The 21,685-nt window shown below is 46.0% G+C and carries 22 protein-coding genes, 1 pseudogene and 2 riboswitches; of the genes and pseudogenes, 21 read left to right on the forward strand and 2 right to left on the reverse strand.

Translation table 11 applies throughout. The features are described 5' to 3' along the window. Positions 1 to 97 precede the first annotated feature (97 nt). The 12 genes from T472_RS01840 to T472_RS01895 all read left to right on the forward strand — a co-directional run bounded on the left by T472_RS01840 (position 98) and on the right by T472_RS01895 (position 10,646). Complete coding sequence (locus T472_RS01840; protein ID WP_023387092.1) at positions 98 to 1,270, forward strand: MFS transporter; 1,173 nt, start codon at positions 98 to 100, stop codon at positions 1,268 to 1,270. A 194-nt stretch (positions 1,271 to 1,464) separates the two neighbouring features. Continuing rightward, a complete protein-coding gene (locus T472_RS01845) occupies positions 1,465 to 2,367 on the forward strand; it encodes a metallophosphoesterase family protein (protein ID WP_023387093.1) in 903 nt (300 codons plus the stop codon). Between the two features lie 86 nt (positions 2,368 to 2,453). Continuing rightward, positions 2,454 to 3,572 carry an amidohydrolase gene (locus tag T472_RS01850; RefSeq protein ID WP_023387094.1) on the forward strand — a complete coding sequence of 373 codons (1,119 nt, stop codon included), beginning with the start codon at positions 2,454 to 2,456 and terminating at the stop codon, positions 3,570 to 3,572. Between the two features lie 281 nt (positions 3,573 to 3,853). After that, complete coding sequence (locus T472_RS01855) at positions 3,854 to 4,816, forward strand: substrate-binding domain-containing protein (protein ID WP_023387095.1); 963 nt, start codon at positions 3,854 to 3,856, stop codon at positions 4,814 to 4,816. 110 nt (positions 4,817 to 4,926) lie between these two features. Continuing rightward, a complete protein-coding gene (gene pstC, locus T472_RS01860) occupies positions 4,927 to 5,817 on the forward strand; it encodes a phosphate ABC transporter permease subunit PstC (RefSeq protein ID WP_082447507.1) in 891 nt (296 codons plus the stop codon). Continuing rightward, positions 5,810 to 7,036 carry a phosphate ABC transporter permease PstA gene (gene pstA / locus T472_RS01865; RefSeq protein ID WP_023387097.1) on the forward strand — a complete coding sequence of 409 codons (1,227 nt, stop codon included), beginning with the start codon at positions 5,810 to 5,812 and terminating at the stop codon, positions 7,034 to 7,036. Before pstC ends, pstA begins: the two co-directional genes overlap by 8 nt. A gap of 2 nt (positions 7,037 to 7,038) precedes the next feature. Then, positions 7,039 to 7,791, forward strand: coding sequence for a phosphate ABC transporter ATP-binding protein PstB (gene pstB, locus T472_RS01870; RefSeq protein ID WP_023387098.1), 753 nt, complete (start codon positions 7,039 to 7,041; stop codon positions 7,789 to 7,791). An 18-nt stretch (positions 7,792 to 7,809) separates the two neighbouring features. Beyond that, positions 7,810 to 8,457: a phosphate signaling complex protein PhoU gene (phoU, locus tag T472_RS01875; RefSeq protein ID WP_040906352.1), complete on the forward strand. Its 648-nt coding sequence runs from the start codon at positions 7,810 to 7,812 to the stop codon at positions 8,455 to 8,457. 163 nt (positions 8,458 to 8,620) lie between these two features. After that, complete coding sequence (locus T472_RS01880; protein WP_023387100.1) at positions 8,621 to 9,118, forward strand: flavodoxin family protein; 498 nt, start codon at positions 8,621 to 8,623, stop codon at positions 9,116 to 9,118. Between the two features lie 132 nt (positions 9,119 to 9,250). After that, the gene (locus T472_RS01885; RefSeq protein ID WP_023387101.1) at positions 9,251 to 9,880 is read left to right on the forward strand and encodes an MBL fold metallo-hydrolase; all 630 of its coding nucleotides are present in this window, start codon (positions 9,251 to 9,253) and stop codon (positions 9,878 to 9,880) included. Between the two features lie 4 nt (positions 9,881 to 9,884). Further along, positions 9,885 to 10,229, forward strand: coding sequence for a YrdB family protein (locus tag T472_RS01890; RefSeq protein WP_023387102.1), 345 nt, complete (start codon positions 9,885 to 9,887; stop codon positions 10,227 to 10,229). A 30-nt stretch (positions 10,230 to 10,259) separates the two neighbouring features. Then, the gene (locus T472_RS01895) at positions 10,260 to 10,646 is read left to right on the forward strand and encodes a metallopeptidase family protein (protein ID WP_023387103.1); all 387 of its coding nucleotides are present in this window, start codon (positions 10,260 to 10,262) and stop codon (positions 10,644 to 10,646) included. A gap of 128 nt (positions 10,647 to 10,774) precedes the next feature. Here the strand turns inward: T472_RS01895 and T472_RS01900 are convergent. Beyond that, positions 10,775 to 12,147 (reverse strand): annotated as a pseudogene (locus T472_RS01900) (alanine/glycine:cation symporter family protein). Positions 12,148 to 12,248: 101 nt separating this feature from the next. Further along, a riboswitch (glycine riboswitch) is annotated at positions 12,249 to 12,324 on the reverse strand. A gap of 3 nt (positions 12,325 to 12,327) precedes the next feature. Then, positions 12,328 to 12,404: riboswitch (glycine riboswitch) on the reverse strand. Between the two features lie 365 nt (positions 12,405 to 12,769). Between T472_RS01900 and T472_RS01905 the strand changes: the two are divergent. Continuing rightward, entirely contained in the window at positions 12,770 to 13,342 is a 573-nt protein-coding gene (locus T472_RS01905; RefSeq protein WP_023384989.1) for a xanthine phosphoribosyltransferase, read from the forward strand. Between the two features lie 80 nt (positions 13,343 to 13,422). Here T472_RS01905 and T472_RS01910 read toward each other — a convergent pair whose 3' ends face one another. Next, complete coding sequence (locus T472_RS01910) at positions 13,423 to 14,310, reverse strand: helix-turn-helix domain-containing protein (protein WP_023384992.1); 888 nt, start codon at positions 14,308 to 14,310, stop codon at positions 13,423 to 13,425. Between the two features lie 151 nt (positions 14,311 to 14,461). On the opposite strand from T472_RS01910, the gene T472_RS01915 reads away from it, so the two are divergent. The 8 genes from T472_RS01915 (at position 14,462) to T472_RS01950 (ending at position 21,548) form a co-directional block, all read left to right on the forward strand. Beyond that, positions 14,462 to 15,850, forward strand: coding sequence for a deoxyribodipyrimidine photo-lyase (locus T472_RS01915; protein ID WP_023384998.1), 1,389 nt, complete (start codon positions 14,462 to 14,464; stop codon positions 15,848 to 15,850). Next, the gene (locus tag T472_RS01920) at positions 15,819 to 16,424 is read left to right on the forward strand and encodes a hypothetical protein (protein ID WP_023385000.1); all 606 of its coding nucleotides are present in this window, start codon (positions 15,819 to 15,821) and stop codon (positions 16,422 to 16,424) included. The genes T472_RS01915 and T472_RS01920 overlap by 32 nt, the downstream gene beginning before the upstream one ends. Before the next feature lie 100 nt (positions 16,425 to 16,524). Continuing rightward, positions 16,525 to 17,331 carry a TspO-related membrane protein gene (locus tag T472_RS01925; RefSeq protein WP_023385003.1) on the forward strand — a complete coding sequence of 269 codons (807 nt, stop codon included), beginning with the start codon at positions 16,525 to 16,527 and terminating at the stop codon, positions 17,329 to 17,331. Next, positions 17,328 to 17,729 (forward strand): DUF2177 family protein, encoded by a 402-nt coding sequence (locus T472_RS01930; protein WP_023385009.1) that lies wholly within the window; start codon positions 17,328 to 17,330, stop codon positions 17,727 to 17,729. The genes T472_RS01925 and T472_RS01930 overlap by 4 nt, the downstream gene beginning before the upstream one ends. A 10-nt stretch (positions 17,730 to 17,739) precedes the next feature. After that, positions 17,740 to 19,533 carry a DAK2 domain-containing protein gene (locus tag T472_RS01935; protein ID WP_023385011.1) on the forward strand — a complete coding sequence of 598 codons (1,794 nt, stop codon included), beginning with the start codon at positions 17,740 to 17,742 and terminating at the stop codon, positions 19,531 to 19,533. Then, positions 19,533 to 20,312 carry a DUF1295 domain-containing protein gene (locus T472_RS01940; protein ID WP_023385014.1) on the forward strand — a complete coding sequence of 260 codons (780 nt, stop codon included), beginning with the start codon at positions 19,533 to 19,535 and terminating at the stop codon, positions 20,310 to 20,312. Before T472_RS01935 ends, T472_RS01940 begins: the two co-directional genes overlap by 1 nt. Before the next feature lie 144 nt (positions 20,313 to 20,456). Then, the gene (locus T472_RS01945) at positions 20,457 to 21,146 is read left to right on the forward strand and encodes an N-acetylmuramoyl-L-alanine amidase (RefSeq protein ID WP_023385018.1); all 690 of its coding nucleotides are present in this window, start codon (positions 20,457 to 20,459) and stop codon (positions 21,144 to 21,146) included. A 75-nt stretch (positions 21,147 to 21,221) separates the two neighbouring features. Further along, the gene (locus T472_RS01950; RefSeq protein WP_040906360.1) at positions 21,222 to 21,548 is read left to right on the forward strand and encodes a DUF1904 family protein; all 327 of its coding nucleotides are present in this window, start codon (positions 21,222 to 21,224) and stop codon (positions 21,546 to 21,548) included. Positions 21,549 to 21,685: the final 137 nt, after the last annotated feature.

Here is a 21,685-nt window from a genome sequence, read left to right on the forward strand (position 1 = left end):
AAAATTTTCTACACTCTCCTGCAAATTGCAACAGATTTCCATGAAGAGGTGTATACTTTATTGTGGCTCTTGAAGCTATGTAATCGGGGAGGCTGCCATGAAGAAAAAGGATGTTCTCACTTCAAACCTAAAGCTATCATACTTTCTCATATTCGGATCCTTTGCATGCTTCTTTCCGTTCCTTACATACTATATGCAGTCCAGGGGGCTAAGCTTCACCCAGATAGGGATCCTGTTTACAGTCTACTCAATTACCGGAGTATTCACACAGCCCATATGGGGATTTTTGACGGACAAGTATCTGAACAAGAGAAAAACGATCATGATACTTATAGTAGGTAGTGCGATACTCATTGCAAGCTTCATATTTGCAAACACCTTCATTGCGATACTGCTCAGCATAGTGCTGTTCCTGACCTTCCAAAGCCCGATAATACCTGTTTCCGATGCATTCACCTATGAGATCATGGAGAAGAAGCGTGAGATCCAGTATGGCAGGATACGCCTGATGGGCTCAGCGGGATATGCATTCATGTCCCTGATATCTGGCCAGGTGGTATCCCGGTTCGGAATCAACATTGCATTCATCATGTATTCCGTGATGATAATGTTTGGCCTCATATTCATATACAGGATAGATTTTCAGGGGAAGAAGGCAAAGGTAAAGATCAACATAAAGGACATCTCAAAGCTTTTCAGAAACCGGAGGTTCCTGATATTCATGCTTGCGGTATATACAATAAATATTGCCATAGGCAGCAACAATTCTTACATTTCGCTTCTCATAATGAAAACAGGTGGAACTGTGGCACACATTGGGGTATATGGCTTCATGGTGGCGATAAGCGAACTTCCGTCGATGTTTTCAGGGCATAAGCTTATGAAGAGGTTTGGAGAGCTTAATCTCTTTGCGATAGGAATTTTCTTCTTCGTCCTGAGATACCTGCTTGACTCGATAAGCGTTTCATACCAGATGGTGCTGGCAGTTCAGGTCCTTCAGGGAGTATCCTTTGCACTGTTCTTCATGGCGGCACTGCAGTATCTTAACGGGATAGTCCCGTCAGCCATGAAGACAACAGCCATGACCATATTCGCTGCAGTCTGCGGACTTGGAAACTTTACAGGGAATATCGCAGGCGGAATCCTGCTTGAGCGTATCGATATATTCAGCCTTTTCAGGATACTTGCGGTTGTCTCGTTTGTCGCGCTTCTTATCATACTGGGACTGAAGGTGTATGAGAAATCGCTCAGGGAAAAACCGGTAAGCTGATTCAAATTTCAAACATTATTCCAGGACACCTCAAGGGGTGTCTTTTCTATTCCAAAGAACCAGAGTACTGGACAGATCCGAAAATAGTTCAAAAAGTATATGGATTGTTAATATGGATGAGGCACTCCGGTTATTCTATGTGGACCCAATTAGATTTATAATCAAGGTAAGTGAAATAGTGTGAGGTGAATGGCATGCGTACGGATCAAAGACTGACGGAAGCCTATCTCAAGGCAAGGGTTGTTCATTTCGACGAGAAATCAAGGTATGTGTTCATCAGCGACTGTCACCGCGGCAATGGAAACAACTCAGATGAATTCACCAAGAACCAGAATGCGTACCTGCACGCGATGGACTACTACTACAAGAACGGATTCACATATGTCGAAGCCGGTGACGGCGACGAGCTATGGGAGCATCCGAGGTTTGTTGACATCAAGAACGCTCACTATGAGGCCTGCGAGACCATCAGAAGGTTTCATGATGACAACAGGCTTATAATGCTCTACGGCAACCATAACATTTATCTGAAGAATAAGGATTATGTAAGGGATAACTACTACACCTACTATAATGATTTCAAACAGGTGGCGCACGATTTCCTCAAGGGAGTAACCCCCTGTGAATCACTGCTTCTCGTCAACAGGAAGACAGGACAGGAGATACTGACCGTCCATGGACATCAGGGGGATTTCACCAACGACCAGTTCTGGCTGTTTTCGATGCTTTCACTGAAATATTTCTGGAGACACCTTCATTCATTCGGATTTACGAATCCTGCAAGCCCTGTCAGAAATATCAGCAAAAGGCATAAGATCGAAAAGAACTATGTAAGATGGATCTGCAAGCACAAGAAGATGCTCATATGCGGACATACGCACCGGTTCAAGTTTCCGAGGGAAAATGAGCTACCATACTTCAATACAGGATGCTGCATATACCCGACCAGCATGACTGCCATAGAGCTCACTGATGGAATGGTACAGATAGCAAGATGGAGAGTCACGGTAAACAGCGAAGGAATTCTTCAGGTAACAAGAGCTTTGCTCAGGGGACCTGAACCTGTTGAAAAGTTCAATCTGAATACGGAGCAGTAGGCATTCGCAAATATCTATGAGAATAGTATAATCATTCTATTGGAAAAGCATGCGATAAGTATAGCGGGCAATTAGGAGAATGATTAATGAAAAAAGAAAACCTGGATCTGGCAATTGATCTTAGGCATGAGATGCACATGCACCCTGAGCTATCAAACCATGAGGTCTGGACTAAGCAGCATCTCATTGATTTTCTGAGGGCGAATACAAGCCTTGAGTTAGTGGACCGTGGAAGGTGGTTCTATGCAGTATACCGTGCTGAAGAAGAAGGCAGGAACATTGCATTCCGAGCTGACTTTGACGCCATCCATATGGATGAGTCGATCGATATCCCGCACTGTTCCACTGAGCCTGGAGCAGCCCATAAGTGCGGACATGACGGTCATTCAGCGACCCTTGCAGGATTTGCCCTTGAAATCGACCAGAAGGGCAGCAGCAACAACATTTTCTTCCTGTTTCAGCACGCGGAAGAAACTGGAGATGGAGCTGCTGAATGCAGGGTGTTCATTGAAGAGAACGGGATAGATGAGATATTCGCCTACCACAACATGAGCGGTATGGAACTCAAATCCGTGAATGTCGTGGACGGAGTGAGCAATTGCGGATCAAAGGGCATGATAATCCATATGGAGGGCTCCCCGTCCCATGCGAGCCATCCGGAGAAGGGCGCCAATCCTGCATTTGCTATCGCAAAGATAATCGATGCGATACCAGAACTGACATCTTCAGGGTACAACAAGGGAATGGTACTTTGTACGGTGATCCAGGTGGATATTGGTGAGCGGGCCTTCGGTGTTTCAGCCGGAAGAGGAGACCTGCTGCTTACAATAAGGGCCTACCATGAGTCGGAAATGGACAGGCTTCAGAAAAACCTTGAAGAGATTGCCCATGCACAGGCTGAAAGGTACGGTCTTCATGTGAGCTTCGAATATGAAGACTATTTCCCTGAGACCTTCAACCATAAGGAGAGCTCAGACAAGATCAGGCGGGTTTGCATGGACAAGGGCATTCATCTCGCTGAGATGGAGGAGGCATTCAGGGCATCCGAAGATTTCGGCCATTATCTGAAGCTTACCAGGGGAGCCATGTGCTTCATTGGCAACGGGGTGGAGCATCCGCACATACATACGCACGAATATGATTTCCCTGATGAGATAATCGAAACTGGAGTCGAACTGTTCAAGGGACTTGCTGAAACAAGATGAGATACAAAGCAGTCTTAAAGCAACCAGACAATCAGAAACAATTTTTTTCTCGTATACTGTGAAAAAGTGTGTTTTAAATTTCCGTGAATATTTAAATAGGTGGTACTTCATCCAAAACCATTGCATGCAAAGGATTTCAGAAAAATGTAATTGTTTACCGATTTCACAATTAACACGGACATAACAATCAGGCAATGTGGAATAAACATTGACTCCGTATAATTCATTTTGTAGGTTGCGAAAAGGCAACCAAGTTGAACACGAATTTTAGGAGGATATCAATGAATAAGAAAATACTTGGACTTGTATCATCACTTGCACTTGTTTCAGTACTCGCGGGATGCGGATCGACGACAACTCCAACAACTGCACCAACAGCTGCACCGACAACGCCAGCGGCCATGACCGGAGCGATAAAGGTGTTCACAAGGGATTCCACATCAGGTACCAGAGAAGCGTTTGAATCAATTGTAGGGTTTGCTGAGAAGCTGACAAATGATGCGTTCGAAGTATCATCCAATGGCGATATGGCTACAAAGGTCGGAGCAGAGAAAAGCGGAATAGGATATGCATCCCTGACTACTGACTTTGAAGCGAACAACCTTACACCTGTAATGTACGAGGGAGTAGAGGCAACAATCAAGACAGTTGTTGACGGAACATACAAGCTCAACAGGCCTTTCAGCTATGCTACAAGGGCAGAAGGTGACTTCGACTCAGAGGAAAAGGAGCAGCTTGTCGCAGCATTCATTGACTACATGGAAAATTCCATTGAAGGAAGGGAAGTAGTTCTTGGAGCAGGCGGCATTGTAGATGTCGATGCAGGAACACCATGGGATGAGCTCAAGAAGGACCACCCTATAGTTGACAAGGATAACAGCGCAATAACAATATACACTGGTGGATCAACTTCAGTTGAAAAGACACTCAAGGCAGCGCTTGAGTCATTCATACCACTTGCCGGAAACTTCAAGATAAACATGAACCAGACCGGTTCAGGAGACGGATACAAGAGGGTACTCGGTTCAGAGAAGGACGGAGCAAACAAGGCTGACATCGGATTCGCATCAAGAAGCTTCAAGGCTGAAGAGGATGTCAAGGGTGCCATGATTTCTGGAGTATATTGCAAGGATGCGGTCGTGGTTGTTGTAAACGCTGGGAACACTAGCGTTGAAGACCTCACACAGGCTCAGGTAGCTGCAATATTCATGGGTGAGACAAAGAACTGGGAAGACATAAAATAGTAGCTAAAGGTTAAGATAAACCATCTCGAGGCCTTCAGGCCTTAAGGAAGGAGAAACCCGTGTCCATAAGATCTAATATTTCAAAAGACTACCATAAACGAAGAAAAATCATGGACGCGATTGGCAAGACGATCTTCAGGACTGCTGGAATGATTTCAGCAGTTCTTATCGTCTTGATTTTCGTGTTTATCACTATTAGGGGAATCAGGGTATTCCTGCCGAACTATGAGTATGGTCAGGTCAATCTGATTGACTTTCTGACTGGACTTGTCTGGAGGCAGGACCAGGGGAACTATGGGGTCCTGTTCATTGTCATCAATACTCTGGTTGCATCCATTGGAGCAGCAATCCTGTCATTCCCGATATCAGTTCTTACCGCGCTATTTATCGTAAAGATAGCGCCTAAGAATCTGAAGTCACTATTCACTACAGTAGTAGAACTTCTTGCTGCCATACCTTCGGTGGTATATGGAGTATTCGCTGCAGGTGTAATTGTAAAAGGTGTTGAGGGAATCGCCGCTGCATTCGGTGTTTCCACCTTCGGAGGGAACTCGCTCCTTGCGGTGATCATCCTTCTAGCGATCATGATTTTTCCTACGATGACGTCGATTGCGATAGTTGCCATACAGTCTGTTGATGTGAAGATCGAGCTGGGTTCCTTAGCCCTTGGAGCATCGAAGACACAGACTAATTTCAAGGTGGTTCTCGCCGCTGCAAAGTCCGGCATATTCGCAGGCCTGATTCTTGGCCTTGGCAGGGCATTCGGTGAGGCAACAGCGGTATCGATGGTTGCAGGAAATAAGTTCTATGGACCGACTACCAGCATTTTCGACATCACCAGGACACTGACTTCAACCATGCTGTCAGGACTCAAGGAGACATCAGGACTTGACTACGACATTAGGTTCAGTGTAGGAATTGTACTTATGATGGTAATACTCATGACAAATTTCCTTGTTCACTGGGTAAAGCGCAGGATCGGAAGTGTAACGAATGAATAAGAAGAGAAAGACATACGATTTTTTCATGAACAGCCTCACATATATCTCCACTGGCATAGCGGTAATAGTGCTTCTGTCAGTATTTTTCTATGTATTCCAGAAGGGGGCTTCAACGCTCAGCTGGGAAATGGTGACACGTGATTATTGGGCCGAAAATTACAATTTGTCGTTCACTGACACAGCACCCGGACAGTTCTCATACCCGGGTAAGCTGCCGGAAGGGGAATATTTCAGTGAAAAATACGGATTTGCAGTCAAGGATGCATTAAGCCATGATAAGGCGAAGCAGATCCTCATTACCTATGTCGATGAGAAATCACCGCTAAATAGTGCAATCATAGAAACTGCAGGGCCATCATATCACAAGGAACATCCTGTGCAGGTGGATTCTGAAGTGCAGAAATTTGAGTACATGAATGCAAAGGGGGTCAAGCGTAGTGCAGGCATCATCGTAAACCAGGATGCCGAGACCATGATAGCAACACTTGACGATACATCACAAAGCCTTGTAGGCTTATATTACAAGACAGCCGGAGGAGGCATATGGGGCTCACTTAAGGCCACATTCATGCTTATAGGTATGTCGCTTGTGATAGCGCTGCCGGTGGGGATTTCTGCAGCCATTTATCTGAATGAACTGGCTAAGAAAAACAGGACAACAGGTCTTATCAGGTCTGCAATCGAAATGCTGTCCGGAGTTCCGAGCATAGTATTCGGACTCATGGGAATGGCGGTATTCTTTCCGATCACAGCTCTCCTTGGAGCATCAGGACCCAGCATCCTCCTTGGTTCTATCACATTGGCTGTAATACTCATGCCTGTCATAATAAGGCAGACTGAAGAAGCACTGATAGTGGTTCCCATGGGAGTAAGGTCAGCGAGCCTTTCACTGGGTGCAACCGAAACCCAGACAATATTCAAGGTAATACTGCCAAGCGCACTCCCTGGAATACTTTCAGCCACACTGCTTTCGGTATCAAGGATCATCGGTGAATCCGCAGCGCTCATATATACCATGGGTACGTTCGTTAATGACAACCCGAGGCTAAAGGAAGGCGCAACCTCCCTTGCAGTGCAGATTTGGTCGGTAATGAGCGGTGAGCAGCCGAATTTTGAACTTGCTAGTGCAATATCCATAATAGTACTGGGAATAGTATTGGTCATGAACATTTCAGTTAAAGTTGTAAGCAGTCGCCTTAATAGAAAATGGAGCGTATAAGCATGAATACATTTGAAGTTAGAAACCTGAATCTGTTCTACGGAAAGAACCAGGCATTGAAGAACATATCCATAGATATTGAAAAGAACAAGGTAACGGCATTCATAGGACCGTCAGGTTGCGGAAAATCTACATTCATAAGGTGCTTCAACAGGATGAACGACCTTATTGAAGGGTGCAGGATAGAAGGGGAGATGACTTTTGACGGCAAGGACATCTATGATCCGACGATAGATGTAGTGGATCTCAGGACCAAGGTAGGAATGGTGTTCCAGGCACCAAATCCATTCCCCATGAGCATATATGACAATGTGGCATATGGTCTCAGATGCCAGGGGGTAAGAGACAAGAAGGTACTCGACGAGGTTGTTGTCACCTCACTAAAAAAGGCCGCACTATATGAAGAGGTAAAGGACAGGCTCAACAGCAATGCGCTGAGGCTTTCAGGAGGCCAGCAGCAGAGGCTGTGCATTGCAAGGGCTATAGCCCTTGAACCGGAAGTGATCCTGATGGACGAACCAACCTCGGCACTTGATCCGATCGCGACTGCAAAGATCGAAGAGCTGATGGAAGACCTCAAGCAGGATTACACCATAATAATTGTCACACATTCAATGCAGCAGGCGGCGAGGATAAGTGACAAGACTGCATTCTTCCTTCTCGGAGACCTGGTGGAAGTCGGTGACACAAAGGACATGTTCCACGCACCAAGAGACAAGAGGACTGAAGATTATATTACCGGTAGATTCGGTTAAAGGAGCGGTATCATGACAATGAACAGCATACAAGTAAGCATCAACCACATGAACAACAGCCTGCTTAGAATGGGATTCCTTGTTGAGACCCAGATCAAGCGGTCGATAAAGGCTCTGGTGAACAAGGACATGAAGCTCGCGGAATTCCTTATAGGCGAGGACAAGGAGATAAATGAGCTCATGAGGAGCACTGAGGATGAAGCGATTAAGCTTATCGCGACACAGGCTCCTGTTGCCTCCGACCTCAGATACATTTTTACCGTAATAAAGATTGTTACAGACCTTGAGAGGATGGGAGACCACGCCAAGGACATCGCATACATTGCAATGCAGAATGAAGAGTCCCTGACGGACCTGATAGATGATGATATGATCGAGCTTTCTGAAGCGGTGGTCAAGTTCATAGTGAGTGCCCTGGACTCATTTGTAGCAAAGGATAAGAATTCTGCGCTGGAGCTTGCGAAGAGTGATGATATTATAGACGAAATGACCAGGAAAGCCAGTTCCAAGCTATACGAGAAGGCAACAGGAAATAGTGAGCTCATGAAGCTTGCGGGACAGCTGCAATTCGTGTTAAGGTATCTCGAGAGAAACGGGGACCATGCAACAAACATCTGCGAATGGACAAACTACATAGTAACAGGCCAGTTCCAGGAACTGAACTGATAAGCGGCACGGAATCTGTCAATGGACGGATCCGTGTCTTTTTAATCCCACTTATCCAAACACAACAATTACAATATGAAAGCCAAAATATTTGCTATAAAATGAAGTAAGGAACAAAATCATTCAGAAGTTAAAGGCTTGCTTAATATTACAGGAGGTCATCATGAATGACAGGACTTTAATAACCTATTATTCCTTTACCGGAAATACGGAATCCGTGGCGAATGAGATCCAGGCACTTACCGGGTACGATTCAGCTGCAATCGTCGAAAAAAGGGAACGGAAGAAAGACAGTATGCCGCTTTCTGCACTTACAGCGATGCTTGGTCTGAGGAGCAGACTTAAACCCATGGATTTCAAGCTTCTAGGCTATGACAGGATCATCCTTGGCTGTCAGGTATGGGCCTGGCATACGACGCCTCCAATCAATTCATTCATAAGCAAGGCTGACTGGAGAGGAAAGAAGGTATTCCTGTTCATTACCAAAGGGGATGATAAGGTGCCCCAAAAGGTTATCGATTCAATCTCGTCAAGGATAAGGGCAAGGGGCGGAGACGTCGTGGATACCCTGTCAATAACCACTATTCTGGGGTCTGTGATAACGCCTGATATTTTCAGAGAAGAACTCAGGACATGGTTAACATCGAACGGACTGCTTTAGATAATTACATATGGGTATATAAGAATTTCCTTTCCTATACAAATACACTAAACCGTAGCTGTTTGTACAGAGATTCGTAACATCAGGGATATATAATACTGGGTGAACAGTAATTTTCAGGAGGTATTTAAGTTGGAGAATAGACTAAGGATCATCTGGCTCGGACATTCCTGCTTCAAGATAGAGCTTGGAGAGTACTCCATGGTTATTGACCCTTATAAGGACGGTATGATTCCGGGACTTGCACCGCTTCACGAGGAGGCCTGTGAGGTGTTTGCCAGCCACGGGCACAATGACCATAACTGGTTTCAGGCAGTTAGGATAATCGATCGATGTGCAAAGTCACCCTTCATCGTAAGGAAGATATTGAGTACCCATGATGATGAAGGCGGTAAAAAAAGAGGCATGAACACGATACATGTTTTTGAAGGCGCTGGTTTCAGGTTTGCACATTTCGGAGACCTTGGAGAAGTTCTTGATGATAAGAGGCTTGAAGAGATAGGCAATCTGGATGTTGCAATGATACCGGTAGGAGGCTACTATACGATCGATGCGAAAGTCGCGGCTGAAACTGTCGGAAAGCTTAAGCCGAGGATAGTGATCCCGATGCACTACAGTTCCGAGAGCTTTGGATTTGACGTGATAAGGGGAGTCAGGGAGTTCCTTGACCTGACAGGCAATGTTGTCGAATACGATGATAACTTCATTGAGGTCACTAAAGATACGGAGCGACAGACTGCCGTCCTGAAGTACAGGGGCTGATCGGATGACTGTTGTGATTAAAGCGGTTAACCTTGGAATCTCATTCATTTTAGAACTTCTCGCACTGTTCATTTATGGCTGGTATGGATACGGTACAGGAACCCTGGGTTGGCAGAGGATACTGCTTGCGATAATTCTGCCTGTCACTGCAGCGGTTTTCTGGGGGAGGTACCTTGCCCCGAATGCATCCGGAAGATTTGCGATGCCGGGGCTTCTTATAGCAAAAATAGCAATAATGGCTGTGGCTGCTGTGATGCTTTTACGCATGGGAAAGATAATGCAGGGAGGCATCTTTTTTGCTGCAGCTGCTGCAAATATTCTTCTGGCAGCTGTTCTGGGACAGGAATAGCCTTAATCTGATGGATTGGAGCGTGATCGGATGGTTACGATTGAAGAGATGGGCAGGATGCTTGATGAAATCGCTGACAGTTTCCCTGAAGAGATGTTCAGAGAACTCAGCGGTGGTATAGTCCTGGTTCCTGAGCTGAAGCTGAATCCGATGAGTGTGAATAGCGACCTGTACATCCTGGGAGAATACCACAGGGGATTCAACTCAGGGAAGTACATCTTAATCTATTACGGCTCATTCATGAAGGTGTATGGGTATATGGAAGAGAGCGAGCTTAAAGAAAGGCTGGAGCATACACTGAAGCATGAGTTCATCCATCATCTTGAGGCACTGGCAGGTGAAAGAGGGCTCGAGAAAGAGGATGCGAAGAACCTCTTTGACTACATCATGCTGAGAGATTGGAAGAGTCGGAAGTGAAAACAGGTTGGTTTCAGTCAACTGGTTTATAAGATGAATATATAAGAAGAGGTCTGGAATGACAAATCATCCCGGACCTCTTTCTACTGAAAAAATGAAATTGGAGCAAAACCATTCATTTTGGATTATCATCCGGCCATTTTATCTGATTCCGGAGAATTTCCAACCTCTCCCCTGAAAAAGAGGTTGGTCTCTGCGATTATCACACCGCTGAGTCCAACGAGTGCGATGAGATTCGGGATTGCCATCAGGCCGTTAACTATATCCGCAAGGATCCAGATCATGTCCAGCTTAAGGAATGCTCCTATTGCGACAAGTCCTATGAAAATGAACCTGTATGGCTTTATGCCCTTCACCCCGAACAGGTATTCAGTGCACCGTTCACCATAGTAGTTCCAGCCCAGGATGGTAGTGAATGCGAAGAATACGAGACCTATGGTAACTATGTAGGATCCTATTCCCGGAAGACCTGAACCAAATGCTGCATTAGTCATCGCTGCGCCTGAAAGGTCACTTTTCCATGCTCCTGTCATTATCAGCATTATGCCAGTCATAGTGCAGATTATGATCGTGTCAAAGAAGGTTCCGGTCATGGAGATGAGTCCCTGTTTTACGCAGGAGTTGGATTTCGCTGCAGCAGTAGCTATCGGTGCGCTTCCAAGACCTGATTCATTTGAGAAGACACCTCGGGCAACTCCGTTTCTCATGGCAAACATCACACTTGCACCCAGGAATCCACCTGTTGCGGCAGCAGGGGTGAAGGCACTCCTTATGACAAGTCCAAATGTCTCAGGAAGAAGGGTATAGTTCCTCGCTATTATGAATAGTGCGCCGATCACATAGAAAACTGCCATGAAGGGCACCACTATCTCCGATACCTTCGCTATGCTCTTTATCCCTCCAAGCGTAACCAACGCAACCACTATGGTAAGCACAACTGATGTGGCTATTACCGGGATGTTGAAGGTCAGGTCGATGGCATTCGATATGGCGTTTATCTGGGGGAACGTACCAATTCCGAAGAAGGCTACGCATATTCCGAAGAATGCGAATGCCTTTGCAAGGAACTGTTGCCGAGACCCCTTTCAATGTAGTACATTGGGCCACCGGACATCTGGCCATTCTCGTCAACTACCCTGTACTTGATGGAAAGAAGGCACTCTCCGTATTTTGTCGCCATTCCGAAGAATGCAGCGACCCACATCCAGAAAAGCGCTCCAGGACCACCAGCCTTGATTGCCGTAGCCACTCCGACGATATTGCCTGTTCCTATAGTAGCCGCAAGAGCTGTACAGAGAGCTCCAAAGCTTGATACGTCGCCTTCTGCACCGTCTTCTGAATCCTTTGAGAATACCAGTTTAAGAGCCAGAGGCAGCCTTGCTACCTGAAGAAGGCCAAGCCTTGCCGTGAGGTAGATGCCTGTTCCAACTAGAAGTATGAGAAGAGGCGGACCCCAAACCCATGAATCGATTTTTTCCAGGAAACTGATTGTGTGCTGCATTTTTTTGACCTCCCATTATTATGTGGGAGCCCAATCAAACAAAAAAGGCCAAATCAAAAAGACTTGGCCTCACAAAAGCTAAAGATAGATCTATAGATCTGCTCTGTCCTTTTACCTGAGAGATTCGCCGGGATTTCCCGGCTTGCTCCTTCGGTGCTCAATTGAGGCTCTCCAGAGTTTCGTCCAACAACGGTCCTTTTGCCTGAAAGTGCTACTCCTTCGGCGGATCATAAAGATCTCTCTCCCGTTGTCTTCATTCGAACTGATATTAAATTCCTGACATTGCAGAATTATACCATCATAAAGCGTACATTGCAAAAAGAAATTACGGTACCTGAATATAATTCAGGAGAATTATAGGATTTCAATAATAATTGCGCTACTAGAATAATGAATCGTAAAACAAATGAGGTTGATTGGTGGATGCGGCAAAAATGAGCCAGCACGTGCTATCTGAAGGTAAACGTTTGAATTCCAAAGGGTTTGGACTATACTTCAAATTTCTGTTATTATAATCTAAACCGGTATGAAAAAATGATTGAATTGCCTTTGGTCAGAAGAATCTGCAGGCAAAGGTTATGATAGCATCGCTGTTAAGACAACATATGATAAGGAGTGTTCTATGGAAAAGCTTAAGAAGATGATCCTTGAAAGAGGAGAAATAAGAGACGGAAACATACTGAAGGTTGACAGCTTTCTGAACCATCAGCTTGATGTGGAATTTCTGCATGAAGCCGGGGAGGAGTTCTACAATCTGTTCAAGGATGCTGGTGTGACGAAGATCCTGACGATAGAGGTCAGCGGCATAGCCATAGCTTCCATGGCTGCGCTTTTCTTCAAGGTTCCTGTGGTATTTGCCAAGAAGAGCCAGAGCCTTAACCTGGACAAGGATGTGTTCAAGGGAAGGGTTTTTTCATATACCAAGAACAAGATCTACGATGTCATGGTAAGCAAGAGCTACCTGAAGCCTGAAGACAGACTCCTAATCCTGGATGATTTCCTTGCTGAAGGAAATGCTATGAAGGGACTTATCGACATGGTAGAGCAGAGCGGGGCAACCATAGTAGGAATTGGCGCAGTAATCGAGAAGGGATTCCAGGAAGGCGGAAGCTATCTGAGGGAAAAAGGCTACAACCTCAAGAGCCTTGCAATCATCGACGAGATGGGCGAAGGATACGTAAAGTTCAGGGGTTGATAAAGAGTTCATGCATTTTTTGTGATGCATGAACTCTTTTTAGTTGAATGGCAATTTAACAAGCAATCCTTTAACTAATCTCAGTCTTCATTTCCATCTGACTTGAATCTCCTGGTAAGGTAGAGAGCAAGCTCTTCAGGTGACATGAAGACTCTTCCTGCAGCAGATTTCAATTCGGGCTTTTCCATTCTCCTGAATATGGACCCTCCGAGGATTATCTCAGGAGCTGCGTCACCAAAGGTTTCCCTTATGGATCCTGCGATTATCTCTGCTGAATCCAGGTGGGAAGCCATGGTTATTGACATGAGTACAGCCGAAGGCTGCCTCTCCCTTATGGCTTCCAGAATGCTCGCCGTAGGCATGCTTGAACCGAGAAAGTCCACATGTATGCCAGTCTCTTCGAGAATATCAGATACCATCCTGAGACCAATAAGATGGCTTTCCGCTCCAGGAGTGAAGGCCAATACCCTGGGCTCCTTTTTCTCTGACCTAAATTCCTTCCTGAGATAACTCATGATTTCCAGGGATATTGCTGATATGAGGTGTTCCCTCCAGACATCCAGCTTACCCTTCTCCCATTCTGTTCCAGTCTCGATCAGAGCCCTTTCTATATAGTCATGGAGTATGGAGCCAGTTGGTGTTCCAGATGCCCTAAGACCGCTTATGATCTCAAGGGCCTGTGCCTTGTCGCCTTCTATTATGCTTGCAAGGTAGGACAGGAATATCTCCTCCGAAGGCTCAGTCATTTCTTCATTGTCAGCACTTCGTCCCAGAAGATAATCGACAGTGACGCCGTATAGGTCAGCAAGTGCCGAAATAGTCTTAAGGTCAGGTACCCTGGTCCCATTCTCATAATTGGCGACAGTAGTCTGACCCAGCTCCAGCCTGTCCGCAGCATCCTTCTGGGTGAGTCCCATGATTTTCCTCAAAGCCCTCAGCCTGTTCTTGAGCTCATTATCCATCTCCATCAATCCTTCATTAGTTTCTAATTATAAATTAACACGTAAAGAGGTATATTTCAATAAAATTCAAGAAAAATACATTGCAATATTTCAAAACGGGTTATATGATGTAATTAATAGATAATGATTATCATATAGAAATAATCGGGGTGAAGGCATGATACCGCTGGGGAGAATAAAGGTACTGAGTGAGAAGGAAATACAGGACAGGCCCTATATTGTGTACTGGATGCAGGCATCACAGCGGACATACATGAACCATGCTCTTGAGTATGCCATAGGTGCCGCAAATGAACTTGGAAAGAAGCTCCTTGTGTATTTCGGGCTCACTGACGGTTATCCAGAGGCAGACAGGAGACATTACAGCTTCATGCTGCAGGGCCTCGCTGATGTCAGGAGAAGCCTGATGAAAAGGGGCATAAGGATGGTTGTGCTTAAGGTCAGGCCTGATGAAGGACTTGATAAGCTAAGGTACCTGACTTCAATGATAGTGACTGACAGGGGATACCTGAGGATCCAGCGGGAATGGAGATTGAATGCAGCAGAAAGGGCAGACTGCAGGCTTGTGGAGATAGAGAGCGATGTAATGGTACCGGTTGAGATAGCTTCAAGCAAGGAGGAGTTTTCAGCCGCTACCATAAGGAGAAAGCTTGAAAGGGAAATGTCGGAATATTCTGTTCCGTTATATGAAGGTGAGTGCAATTTAAAGTCTTTGGATGATAAACTTGATTTAGATGAGTTGGATATCACGGACGAATCCATTCTTGATTCACTGAACCTTCCTGGAATCGCAAGAGAGGTTCAGGGAGTAACCGGTGGCCAGGAGAGGGCGCTAGAACTGCTGGAGGAATTCGTGGAAGGTAAACTGGACACATACGGAGAAGGCAGGAACGAACCTGGCAGCGGTAACACATCGGGTCTGTCACCATACCTGCATTTCGGCCAGATCTCGCCGCTCCAGATCTATATGAGGATATACGATATAAAGTCTCCGGGGAAAGCCAAGTTCCTGGATGAACTGGTTGTGAGGAGAGAGCTTGCTATAAATTACTTATACTACAATACAGATTACGACAGCTTCAGTTCACTTCCGAAATGGGCAAGCGAAACCCTGGAAAGGCACCTTCAGGATGAAAGGGAATACATATACGGAATGAAAGAGCTTGAAGCAGGACTTACACATGATACCTACTGGAACGCAGCCCAGACTGAAATGGTCCTTACAGGAAAGATGGACGGATACATGAGGATGTACTGGGGAAAGAAGATACTGGAATGGAGCAGGACTCCTGAAGAGGCTTTCAGGATAGCCCTTGAGCTAAACAACAGGTACAGCCTGGATGGAAGGGACCCTTCAAGCTTTGCCGGTGTTGCGTGGTGCTTCGGTAAGCATGACAGGCCGTGGGGGGAGAGGAGCATATTCGGGAATGTAAGATATATGAACGACAAGGGTCTGAAGAGAAAATTCGACATGGAAAGGTACCTTGAGAAGGTAGAGAACGACAAGAGGGTGCATGGAATTGGAAAAGAAGAACATACTTCTTGAAGAAAGGCAGACAGCCTATATAAGGGAAGAGGACGAGTGGATGAAGGACATGCTCATACCAATGGGATTCGATCCTTTGTACGGAGAAGAGCCTGATGGCATACCTTATCCTGAATCTGAGGATCCTTTGAAGTGGTGGGACTGGTCCAGAAGGACCCTTGCCAGGAGATGGCTTATGAAGGAAAGCCTGTCTGATGCAGGCGGAATCTACAAAACCTGGTATCTCATGAAGTTCATATGTCAGGAGCTCGATAATACCTGGGCCAGGGGATATGGCAGATATCTTGCTGACATGAGGGAAGGAAGGGACCTGGTGGATGCAAATTACTTCAAGGCAGAAATTGAGAAAGTCCTCAGAAAGCCCTCGGATTTTGCCAGGATCGACGGAAGCCTGTGGAAGCATTACTCCCACTTCAGGAAATGGACAGGGTTGTCGTTAGAGCGAATAAGCCTCCCGGGAACCGAAAGGTCATCTGAACGGCTTGTTGAAGAACTTAGGCTCATGGAAGACAAGGCCCTGGAGCATGGAATATTCTTTGGTACAACACCAGTGATTGTCAGGCCAAAAGAATAGCCTGGGGCTGAAATCAGGATCGGAAACATATAAATTCCGGTTGAAATCATATATATGTTTGACATCGCAAATAAAAACTACACCCATGGAGGGGAAGAAAATGGAAGAGAACAAGAACAATATGGCTTTAAGGCTCACAGCACTTCTGGCATTCATATTCATGGTCACACTGAATGCCCTTGCCAACATACTTCCGATAAATGGAATAGACACAGGAGCAGTCTCGGATTCCTATCCGAACCTTTTCGCTCCGGCTGGCGTGACATTTGCGATATGGGGAGTGATATACCTGCTTCTGGGCATCTACACGATTTATCAGCTTATGCCAAAAGATGAGGAAATGAGGGAACTGACCAGGAAGATCGCTCTTCCTTATATAGTTACATCACTGGCGAATGGTGTATGGATACTTGCATGGCATTATGGACTGATCCCGGTGTCGATGATCCTCATGCTTGTAATCCTTGCAAGCCTCATATACATAAGCTCATCAATATTCTCAAGGAACCTGACTAAGGTCCAGACGTTCCTTGTTGCAGTACCATTCTCGGTATACTTCGGATGGATATCGGTTGCCACCATAGCCAATGCAACCGTGATGTTTGTGGACCTTGGATGGAATGGCTTCGGGATACCAGAAGCCATATGGACAGCTGCAGTCATGGCTGTCGGGGCTCTTATAGCATCCATAATAATGATAACAAGAAGGGATGCCGCATACGGACTCGTATTCATATGGGCTTACGGCGGGATACTTCTGAAGCATACATCTGAAGCTGGCTTCAATGGTCAGCATATACTTGTGGTTTTGGTAGCTGCAGCATTCATCGCATTGTTTGCAATGCTTGAGATATCAATTGGCCTGAACAGAAGGTCAGGAATGCAGAAAAGGAGCAATAGAAGATGAACTATATAAGACTGTATGTTATCAGCATAGTTGTATTTTTCCTTATAGACATGGTCTGGCTTGGACTTATTGCGAAAAATCTATACGCATCTCAGCTTGGCCACTTGATGGCCCCAAAGGTTAACTGGCTTGCGGCCTTCATATTCTATGCAATGTTCATTGCGGGACTTGTATTCTTTGTAGTTGAGCCTGCGGTCGCAAAGGGAAGCCTTCAGTATGCGGTATTGGCAGGAGCCTTTTTCGGGCTTATCTGCTATGCCACATATGACCTTACGAATCTTGCTACCCTTAAGGACTGGCCGGTTTCTGTAACACTTATCGACCTCGCATGGGGAACATTCCTCAACGGTGCGGTTTCAGGCGCAGCATTCATGATCGCGACCAGATTTTTCAGGTAGGAGGCCCAGCATGGCAATAGATTACCTCGACAGTGAAAAGCTGTATTATTCATTCGTATCAGGAGCAAGGGAAGTCATCCGCAACAGGAAGGTCTTAAATGACATCAATGTTTTTCCGGTTGCTGACGGGGACACCGGCAGCAACATGGCATCAACCATGAATTCGATCATTGAAGATGCAAGGGTTGAGACCTCAGTGAAGGGAACCATGAGCTCTATAGCCGACGCGGCCATATCAGGAGCTAGGGGGAATTCAGGGATCATAATAGCACAGTACATAAATGGAATATTCATGAGCTTAAGGGATGATGCCAAGGTCTCCGTATCATCTTTCGCACAGTCGGTGTGGGATGCGGTACCGCATGCCTACAATGCCATATCTGACCCAGTGGAGGGTACGATCATTACAGTCATCAGGGACTGGGCAGAAGCGGTATACATGCACAAGGACCATGCGGAGGACTTCCATGAGCTTCTGTCAAAGCCCATGGCTGCCGCAGCCGAATCCCTTAAGGCAACAACTGGAAAGCTCAAGGTCCTTGAGAATGCGAGGGTCGTGGATTCCGGGGCAAAGGGCTTCGTATACTTTGTAGAGGGACTCACCGAATTCATAAGGACCGGGCTGCTCAAGGATGATTTCAAGGCTGAGGATTTGACACTATCCTTTGACGAGTATCCTGAGCATGACCACGGGAAGCCTTCATTCAGGTTCTGCACTGAAGCGATGATTTCAGGAGAAGGAATAGATCTGAATGACATAAAGAAGAGTCTGCATGAATATGGTGATTCTCTGATAGTTGCTGGAAGCGACAGGAGGGCAAGGATCCACATGCATACCGACAATCCTGAGGAAGTCATGCAGCTTCTTAAGACCAGGGGAAGGATAATGCAGCAGAAGGCAGACGATATGAGAAGGCAGTATGAAGCTCTCCATGCAAGAAAGTCAAATGTAGCAATTGTAACTGATTCGATAGCTGACCTGCCTCAGGAATTCATAGACAGGCATCAGATACATGTAGTACCCCTGAACCTTGAATTTGAAGGAACCAGCTATCTTGACAAGGTCACTATGACTCCTTCGGTATTCTATCCTCTGCTCGACACTGCAGATGAGTACCCGAAGTCATCCCAGCCTGGTATAAAGTCTCTGGAAGGACATATGGCAATGCTTTCGTCAGTATACGACTCCATAATTGTCATAACGGTAGCGAAGGTACAGAGCGGAACCTACAATTCCTTCCTTAAGGCGGCAGAGAAGCTTGCCGGCAAAGGGGCAAGGATCCGTGTCATTGACTCAAGGCAGAACTCCGGAGCTGAAGGTCTTCTCGTCATGAAGGCAGCTGAGCTTATTGAAAAGGGAATGTCCTTCGAGGATACGGCAGCTGAAATAGAAAGGCTGAGGTCCAATACCAGGATACTCGTGAGCGTGAACACACTGAAATATATGGTCCGATCAGGAAGACTAAGTAAAGCTGCAGGCTTTGCAGGAAAGATAGTCAACCTTAAGCCGGTAGTCTCACTTGATGAGGAAGGAAAGGGGACAATAGCAGGAAAGGCATTCAGCACCAAAGCAAACACCCATGCGATCAGAGATATGATGAGGGATGACAATGAAGTCAGGGGTATAACCAGATACGCGATAGTGCATGCTAATGATGAGGACAGGGCTGAGGACTACAGGAGGATGTGTACTGACCTTCTTGGCAAGGAACCAGAATACATCATGAACATATCGACCATTGTCGGAATGAGTGCAGGCGCAGGGAGCGTGGCAGTTGCCTACATGTGGGGGGAGGAAGCCTGATGGGTATTTACTTCTCCACAGCCCTTGTCATATTGACCTTTTTTTCACTCATATTCATACTTGCCCAGATCATGAAGAACAATTCCATTGTTGACAGTTTTTGGGGTCCAAGTTTTCTTCTGGCAGCACTCTGGACATATTTCGTGACATCAGAGGCAGGGACAAGGTCAACCGCTGTAACAGTACTCATGGCAATATACGCAATAAGGCTGTTCGCACACATCACATCAAGAAACTGGAACAAGCCTGAGGACTACAGGTATGTTGCGATGAGGAAAAGGTGGGGTAGTAAGAATCCCATGCTGAAGGCATACCTTAACGTATTTCTCCTGCAGGGTGTGTTAAGCTATCTGGTGGCTCTGCCTATAATAGCGGTCAATTCGTCAGCCTCTCAGAAGCTTGGGATTTTAAGTTACATTGGAATAGCGACATGGATCATAGGGTTCCTTTTTGAATCAATAGGTGACAGTCAGCTGAAGAGCTTCAAGGCAAATCCTGAGAACAAGGGGAGGCTTATGACTGAAGGCCTTTGGAGCTATACACGGCACCCGAACTATTTTGGTGAGGCGGCGATGTGGTGGGGGATATTCCTTATTTCAGTCAGCGGTTTAATTGAGATCCCACTGATCATAAGCCCGCTGATCATGACCTATCTTCTTGTCTATGTGTCAGGTGTGCCTCTCCTTGAAAAAAGGTACGAGGGCAGAGCCGACTTCAAGGCTTATTCGGAGAGGACAAACAAGTTCTTTCCCTGGTTTCCAAAGAAACAACCAGGGTAACAAGCTGAAATCTGAAAGCCCAAGGTCATATTTTAATGTTGAAACTGAATTTTGCAGAGGCTGACGGATATTCCGGCAGCCTTTGCCAATTAAGCAATAATTGCATATTTAAGAGGAGATAGGTGAAAGAAAGGGAGGGGTAACATGAAGGTCTATCTGTCACCCAGCAATCAGGCAGCCAACCTGTATTCAGGGGTCAAAACCAATGAAAAGGCTGAAATGGAGAAGCTCGCAATGGAAATGAAAGAGGTGCTCGAGAGCTATGGATGTGATGTTGTTATAGCTGACACAGGCCTTTCGATTAATCCCGGAGGCAGAAGCGCCGAAGCGTCAAAGGAAGGCTGCAGGATTTATCTGGCGCTTCACTCAAATGCCGGGGGTGGAGGAAGAGCTTCCGGTGCTGTGGCTTTTTATCATCCCGGAAGCAGGATATCAAGGGAAATCGCAGAAGCCTTGGTCAGGGAGATTGACCAGTTATGTCCTGTCCCCTCTAACAGGGCGCAGCCTGTTGTGAACGGTATGGAGCCATTCGGAGGATACGGGCTGGCTGAGGTCAGGAATCCGTATGCGGCAAAGCTTGTTCCTGTGCTTCTTGAGGTCAATTTCCATGATAATCCAAAAACTGCGGAATGGATAACCTCCAATACGAGACATATCGCCGAAGCATGTGCCAAAGCTCTCTCAAAAGTACTTGGAATAAGTTCCAAAGAAAGAACAGATCAAAGCATCAGGCTATACAAGGTACAATCAGGAGCGTTTTCTGATCTGAAGAACGCAGAAGCGCTTGCCTCAAGGCTTAGGTCAGCTGGATTTGATGCCTGGATTACAGGATGAGACACCTGAATCCTTGAAGGTTGGTCCATCATGAGTTAAAATCATCTCAGAATGAGTGAAGAGGGAGTGTCAATGATGCCAATCATAAGGTTCAGGGCTGTTAAGGCAGCGGATGTCAGGATAATTAGCAGGGCTTTGGTTGATGACCTGCAGAAATTAACAGGAAGTCCAAGGGAATACTTCACCCTTGAGGTGATCAGCTCGGTCTACATAACAGATGGAATTGATGCAGAAGGTCCACCTATTGTTGAGGTTGGTTGGTTCGACAGAGGACAGGAGCTTCAGGACATGGCTGCAAAGGCAATAACAAGACATGTGCAGTCAGCTGGCTACGAGAATGTCGATGTCATATTCAACATATTCAGGGAAACCTCCTACTACGAGAACGGAGAGCATTTCTAAGAGTGCGCTGATACTGCGATTTTGCGGTATTGGCGCATTTTTCATTATTTTAACGATATGTAACAAATTATTAGCAATTGTACAGGACTTCGTCAATGATTGGACTGGCTATAGAGTGTATAATTTATTAGGAAAGA

The sequence above is a fragment of the Youngiibacter fragilis 232.1 genome, from assembly GCF_000495435.3.
Taxonomy (GTDB): Bacteria; Bacillota; Clostridia; order Clostridiales; family Clostridiaceae; genus Youngiibacter; species Youngiibacter fragilis.